Origin of the sequence: Sphingopyxis sp. (genome assembly GCF_019459305.1) — a bacterium.
Classification (GTDB): Bacteria; Pseudomonadota; Alphaproteobacteria; order Sphingomonadales; family Sphingomonadaceae; genus Sphingopyxis.
Genome location: NZ_JAIBES010000047.1, coordinates 22,823 through 28,967, shown reverse-complemented (window position 1 = coordinate 28,967; position 6,145 = coordinate 22,823). Strand labels below are relative to the sequence as shown.

The following is a 6,145-nucleotide window of genomic DNA, read 5'->3' as shown; positions in this document are numbered from 1 at the left end:
CGTTGAAGCGGAAGATCGCGATGGCGTAGGAATGCGGCATCTGCCATAGGAGGACACCTGGTCGCGCGGCACTTCGAGCACCGAGATCAGATTGCCGCCGACCTGGTTGTAGGCATCCACCATCTGCTTCATGCAGCCGGGTGATCCGTGCATGAACTCGTCGGGCAGAAAAATCGCAAAGGGTTCGTCACCGACGATGGCGCGCGCGCACCAGATCGCGTGACCCAGCCCCAGCGGCTCCTGCTGGCGGACATAGGCGCAGTTGCCGGGCCCAAGCCGTGTCGGCTCGAGCACCGACAGATCCTTGCCGCGTTCGGACATGGTCTTTTCCAGCTCGAACGCGATGTCGAAATGATCCTCGATCGCGCTCTTGCCGCGGCCGGTGACAAAGATCATCTGCTCGATCCCCGCCTCGCGCGCCTCGTCGACCGCGTACTGGATCAGCGGGCGATCGACGATCGGCAGCATCTCCTTCGGGATCGCCTTGGTCGCGGGCAAAAAGCGGGTGCCGAGACCGGCAACGGGAAAGACGGCTTTGCGGATCGGTTTCATGGGCAGCAGACTAACGATCCCGGCCTTTGGGAAGAAGAGCTTTTCTGAGCGCGCTCGTCGGTAATCTGTCCGATATTGGCGCGGGGCCTTCACGCGGCTGGCGCTTCGGCGGACTGTCAATTGTCCCGCTTCGGGCAAAAATCCCGTCTATCCGCGCGCATGTCCACCTGCTACGCTGTTCATTCAACAAGCCCGCAACAGGCGATTGCGGTCGAAAAGGCCGCATGGCCAGCGAAGGAGGGGCAGGCGGTGGAAACATTTTGGGACTGGATTACCGTATTTGCATTTGCGGGGCTTGTAACCCTGCTCTTGCAGCGCTCGGCCGAAGAGGAACCGCGCGACCATCTTTGGCAATATGCGCCTCCGGCGGTCGGCTGTGCGCTAGTCAACTATATTGGCAATGAAGGTTATCATGCGCCGGCGGTGGTGCTGTTTGTCGCGGTCGTCATTTATATTTTCAAGGTCCTCAAGGTCCCGATGCCGTTTCTGAAATAGGGCCAGCGGCTGTCGATACGCGTCCCGTTCCGGGCCATGGTCCGAACTTAACAATGTTGTTTCAATCCTGTAAAGTCCGCGCCATGCCCATTAGAACGGGTGATGCGCTCGCTGCGACCGCATGATGAGGCGACAAGGACTGATGGTAAAAGTGGTATGCGATGACAGCCCTTCGGCGGCGGCGGTTGGTTTTAGTCGCCTCGCTAACTGGGTGAGCGCCACGAGCGCCGCTTCTGGGTCGACGCTCGCCACCGCGCTGGGCCGCGCGCCCTTCCGTGCATACTTGCCCACCGCGCCTGCGCGGGCCGCGCGAATGCGTCGGGTATCGGTCTCTATCCGGGGTGAGCGACCGACGGCCTGTCACGCGCGCCTTTGCCATTTGTCAGCAATGGCCTCGTACGGTCTGGCCACGGCGGCGGGCGCGCCGGCATGATGCAGCGCCTTGGTTTGTTGCTGGTCTCGATCAGCCGTCTGCCCTTCCGCGTCGGGCGCGGATCGCGCCCGTGCTCCGCTGCAACGCAATATGCACCTTTTGCGGCTAGACCCGCTGTTGGCGGCGAACAAGGGCGTGGATAATTTGAAACCAGACCTGATCAAGGAACAGCGCGCGCGACTGCGTGTCGTCGATCCGTCGGCGCATGAGCGCGGCATATTGTCGAACGCGCGCGACAAGCGCACCTTTCTCTACTGCCTGTCGCTGCTGCTCGATATCCTCTCGCTGATCGGCGGCTATGTCATCGCGCTGCAATGGCGCGACGAGCGCTGGCTCGCCGCCGACGGCCATTCGATCATCTATGTGGCGTTGCCGCTATTCATCATGTTCGAAATCGCGCGAGAGGCGCAGGACAGCGAAACCCTCGCCAACCGCCTGACCGCCATCCAGCGCTCGCTCGGTGCGCTCGGCGCGACCGCGGTTGTCATCATCGGCATGGGGTTCCTGTTCAAGGCTGAGGAAATTTCTCGGCTCGGCTTCGCTGTAACCTTTGGCGCAGCAGCCGTCTTCATCGTCGCTTCGAAGATCCTCATCGACATCATCGCCAAGAAAATGATCGGCGAGGCGGTGTTATCTACAATTCTGCTGCTCGACGGGCTCAGCGTTCGCGCGGAGCCCTATGCGGCGGTCGTCGATGTCGGCGCCGACGGACTCTGGCCCGATCTTGACCGACCCGACATGATCGACGCCTTGTCGCGCCTGATCGCACCGTACGACCGGGTGATCGTGGCGTGTCGGTTCGACCATCGTCCTGCTTGGGCGACATTCCTCAAGGGGCATGACGTCGGCGGCGAAATCCTGCTCGACCGCGATCATCTCCACGGCGCAGTCGCAATCGGGCAATATGATGATCGCGACACGATTATTCTCTCGCGCGGACCGCTGAACTTCATGAACCGCATCCAGAAGCGCGCACTAGACCTTGTGGTCGGCAGCGTGGCCCTGGTGATCCTGTCGCCGATCCTGCTCGTCGTGGCCGTGGCGATCAAGCTCGAGAGTCCCGGGCCGATCATCTTCCGGCAGATGCGTGTCGGTCAAGGTAACCGCCAGTTCCGGATCTTCAAATTTCGATCGATGCGGGCCGAAGACAGCGATGTCGACGGCCGGCAGTCGACCGGACGCGTCGACGACCGGATTACCCGGGTGGGGCGAATCATTCGCCGCACGAGCATCGACGAACTGCCCCAGCTGCTGAACGTCCTTCGCGGCGAGATGAGCATGGTCGGACCGCGGCCGCACGCCCTCGGATCTATGGCGGGCGACGCCCTGTTTTGGCGCGCCTCCCAGCAATACTGGCTTCGTCACGCCCTGAAACCGGGAATTACCGGCCTTGCCCAGATACGCGGCTTTCGCGGTGCAACCGAACATGCTGACGATCTGGCCCGGCGCGTGCGCTGCGACCTTGAATATCTGTCCAACTGGTCCTTGTGGTTCGACGTGATGATCATGCTCAAAACCGTGCGGGTCGTGATGCATAAAAATGCCTATTAGCCGCTCGCCGCAGGCCGCGCGCGTGTCTTTCGGCGCGGACCAAAACAGCCAACCGCCATGGTTTTTTGGTAAGCCCGGCGCCGCCGAGCTGGGCGGCATTGCCGAGGCCGAGCGCGAACTTGGGTGCGTCCTGCATGGATGAAAATGCCAACATCGGCGTGATTGCCATCGGTCGCAACGAAGGCGAACGCCTCAAGCAATGCTTGCATTCGGTCCCTGTCGGCATTCCCATCGTCTATGTCGACAGCGCATCGAGCGACGGCAGCGCCGATTTCGCTCGCTCGATGGGGGCCATGGTAATCGAACTCGACCTGGCGATTCCCTTTACCGCGGCGCGTGCGCGTAATGCGGGACGTGACCTTCTGCTCCGCGAATGGCCGATGCTCAAATATGTCCAGTTCGTGGATGGCGACTGCGAACTCGAAACAGGGTGGCTGGAAGCGGCGGCGCGCTTTCTCGACACCGAGCCCACGGTGGCCGCGGTTTGCGGCCGTTGGCGCGAGCGCTATCCTGAGCGCAGCTTTTATAACCAGATGTGCGACGATGAATGGAATACCGCGATCGGGGCAGCCGATGCCTGCGGTGGCGATGCGATGTTCCGTACCTCGGCGCTGGCGCAGGTGCGCGGCTATGATCCCGCCATTATCGCCGGCGAAGAACCCGAGATTTGCCATCGCCTGCGCGACCTGGGATGGCGGATCTGGCGGATCGATTGTCCGATGACGATCCACGACGCCGATATGCACCGTCCCCGCCAATGGTGGCTGCGCACGGTGCGCAGCGGTTTTGGTTTTGCGCAGGTATGGCACAAGACGCGCACCGGCACGAACCCGCCGCTCTACGGTCGCCAACTGATTAGTGCCCTTATCTGGACCGCCGGGGTCGTGGCGCTGAGCGTCGCGGCCGCGCTGATGGTCGGACCATCGGGCTTAGCCGCGGGGCCGCTGCTGTGGCTGCTCCAGCTGGCGCGTCTGACGAAGCGCGGCGGTCTGCGCCGTGGCGGCCTTCTGCTCGTCGGCAAGATTGCCGAAGCCATAGGTATCCTGCGCTATGCGCTGAGCCGGCTGGCGCGCCGCAAACAAGGCGCGATATTCTACAAATGAGCCGCATCGCCTATCTGGTCAGCGAATATGACGCGCCGTCGCACACCTTCGTGCGGCGGGAGGTGGCGGCGCTGCGCGCATTCGGCATCGATGTCCTGCCGTTCAGCGTGCGGCGCGGCGTCGCGGATAGCGGTACGGCGCCCGCGCTACTCGGTCGCTCGCCGTTCGCCTATATCGCGGCGCTCGGCTGGACTCTTGCGAGCAGACCGCGCCGTTTCGCCTTTGGCTGGTGGCTTGCGCTGCGCCACCGTGCCCCCGGCTGGAAAGCGCTACTCTGGTCCCAGTTCCACTTTGTCGAAGCCCTGTTGCTGGCGAGACTCCTCGTCGCAGCTGGGGCGACGCGGTTGCACAGTCATTTCGCCAACAGCGGCGCCACGGTTGGAATGATCGCCGCGCATGTCGCGCAGCTGCCGTGGAGCCTGACGCTGCACGGCATTTCCGAAACCGATTATCCCGCCGGGCTGCTGCTCACCGAGAAGCTCGAGCGGGCGTCCTTTGTCGCCTGCGCGAGCTACTTCATGCGCGCCCAGGCCATGCGCCACGCGGCGCCCACGCACTGGTCCAAGATGACCATCGTTCGCTGCGGGATCGATGTCTCCGCTTTGCCTCCGCCTGCCGTGCACAGCGCCGCCGGTCCGGCGCGGCTTCTCTTTGTAGGCCGCCTGTCGCCCGAGAAGGGATTGTTCGGCCTGCTCGATGCCTTGGCCGCGCTCGCGGCATCGGGGCTTGAATTTGAGCTCACGATCGTCGGCGATGGACCGTTACACGCCAGCATCCGCGCGCGGGTCAGCAAGCTGAACCTTGGCGAACGAATCCGCTTTTCTGGCGGCTTACCCGAAGCCGCCACCCTCGCAGAAATCGCTCGGTCCGACATCCTCGTACTGCCTAGCCTCATGGAAGGCTTACCCGTCGTGCTGATTGAGGCACTTGCGCTCGGTCGCCCGGTCGTTGCCAGCCGCGTCGCTGGTGTCCCCGAACTGATCGACGAGGGCCAGTCGGGATATATGTTTGCGCCCTCCGACTGGTGCGACCTTGCGGCGGTCCTGCAGCGACTGCTCGCCGCTCGCGGCGATTGGGCCGCGATGGGCGAGGCTGGACGCCAGCGCGTTGTGGCCGAGTTTCTCTCTGATCATGCCGCGGCGCGTCTTGCCCACCTTTTCGAAGGCAAACTGCTGAACTGACGCTGCCCGGCGGTACCGTCGCGTGCGGCGTCGCCATCACATCGTGGCGCCCATGTACGGGTGTTGGTCGTCGCGAATAGCGCCGTCGCCGGACGGGCGGGGTCCGCGCTATTCTCGGCCGATGAATATCTTCTCGCCACGACTCAGCCGATGCCGCAGCACGTCGTGCGGGCCCGCGGTGATTTCGCGGAGTTTGAAACCCGCGCCGCGAATGCGATCGCGAACGTCGCTGCCATAATAGCGTACGTGATCGAACTGGCCGAAGTGCAGATCTCGCCCGATGGGGTCGGTGATTGCCGGGTTCTCGTAGGTTTCCGTCCAGCCTTCGACAATTGGGAACATACAGACCAGATCGCCGTCGGGGCGAAGGATGCGGTAAACTTCGGCGAGCGCTTTGCGGTCGTCAATATGCTCGAGGACGTGATTGGCGATGACGAGGTCGACCGAATTGTCGGGCAGATCAATGTTCTCGATGTCCAGCCGCAGATCGCCGTGGTCGCCTTCATATTCCGAAACCTGATAGCGCGCCGGCAGCTTCGCTTGAATGAGCCGGGTAACGCTGAGTTCGCCCGCAAAATGGATGATCGCCCGACCGGCGATTTCGATGTCGCCGCGCTGTATTGCGAGCGCAAGAAGTCGTTGGCGCTCGAGCGACCAGCATTTTGGACATTGAACCCCCGACCGCAGCGGCATGCCAAACGGGCCAAACTTCCCTTCATATCCGCAAGCGGGGCAAATACCGGCTTCCGCCTTCTCATGAGAAATTGCCGCGAGCCGCAGCTGCTGAAACATCTGCTTGGTGAATGCCGTTCGAGCCACGGCCTTGAGCG

The 6,145-nt window shown here is 62.9% G+C and carries 6 protein-coding genes; 4 read left to right on the top strand and 2 right to left on the bottom strand.

Annotation, left to right across the window (positions count from 1 at the left end; genetic code table 11):
* On the bottom strand, window positions 1-552 hold a 552-nt coding region (locus K0M74_RS05580), incomplete at its 3' end, for a UTP--glucose-1-phosphate uridylyltransferase (RefSeq protein ID WP_293968935.1).
* 120 nt (window positions 553-672) lie between these two features.
* On the opposite strand from K0M74_RS05580, the gene K0M74_RS05575 reads away from it, so the two are divergent.
* The 4 genes from K0M74_RS05575 to K0M74_RS05560 all read left to right on the top strand — a co-directional run bounded on the left by K0M74_RS05575 (window position 673) and on the right by K0M74_RS05560 (window position 5,315).
* Window positions 673-1,047, top strand: a complete 375-nt coding sequence (locus K0M74_RS05575; RefSeq protein ID WP_293968933.1) for an XrtV sorting system accessory protein — start codon at window positions 673-675, stop codon at window positions 1,045-1,047.
* A gap of 568 nt (window positions 1,048-1,615) precedes the next feature.
* Window positions 1,616-3,031, top strand: a complete 1,416-nt coding sequence (locus tag K0M74_RS05570) for a sugar transferase (protein ID WP_293968931.1) — start codon at window positions 1,616-1,618, stop codon at window positions 3,029-3,031.
* 134 nt (window positions 3,032-3,165) lie between these two features.
* Window positions 3,166-4,134: a glycosyltransferase gene (locus K0M74_RS05565; RefSeq protein WP_293968929.1), complete on the top strand. Its 969-nt coding sequence runs from the start codon at window positions 3,166-3,168 to the stop codon at window positions 4,132-4,134.
* Window positions 4,131-5,315: a glycosyltransferase family 4 protein gene (locus K0M74_RS05560; RefSeq protein ID WP_293968927.1), complete on the top strand. Its 1,185-nt coding sequence runs from the start codon at window positions 4,131-4,133 to the stop codon at window positions 5,313-5,315. Before K0M74_RS05565 ends, K0M74_RS05560 begins: the two co-directional genes overlap by 4 nt.
* A gap of 108 nt (window positions 5,316-5,423) precedes the next feature.
* Here the strand turns inward: K0M74_RS05560 and K0M74_RS19810 are convergent, their stop codons facing one another.
* Window positions 5,424-6,008 carry a class I SAM-dependent methyltransferase gene (locus K0M74_RS19810; protein ID WP_366932635.1) on the bottom strand — a complete coding sequence of 195 codons (585 nt, stop codon included), beginning with the start codon at window positions 6,006-6,008 and terminating at the stop codon, window positions 5,424-5,426.
* Window positions 6,009-6,145: the final 137 nt, after the last annotated feature.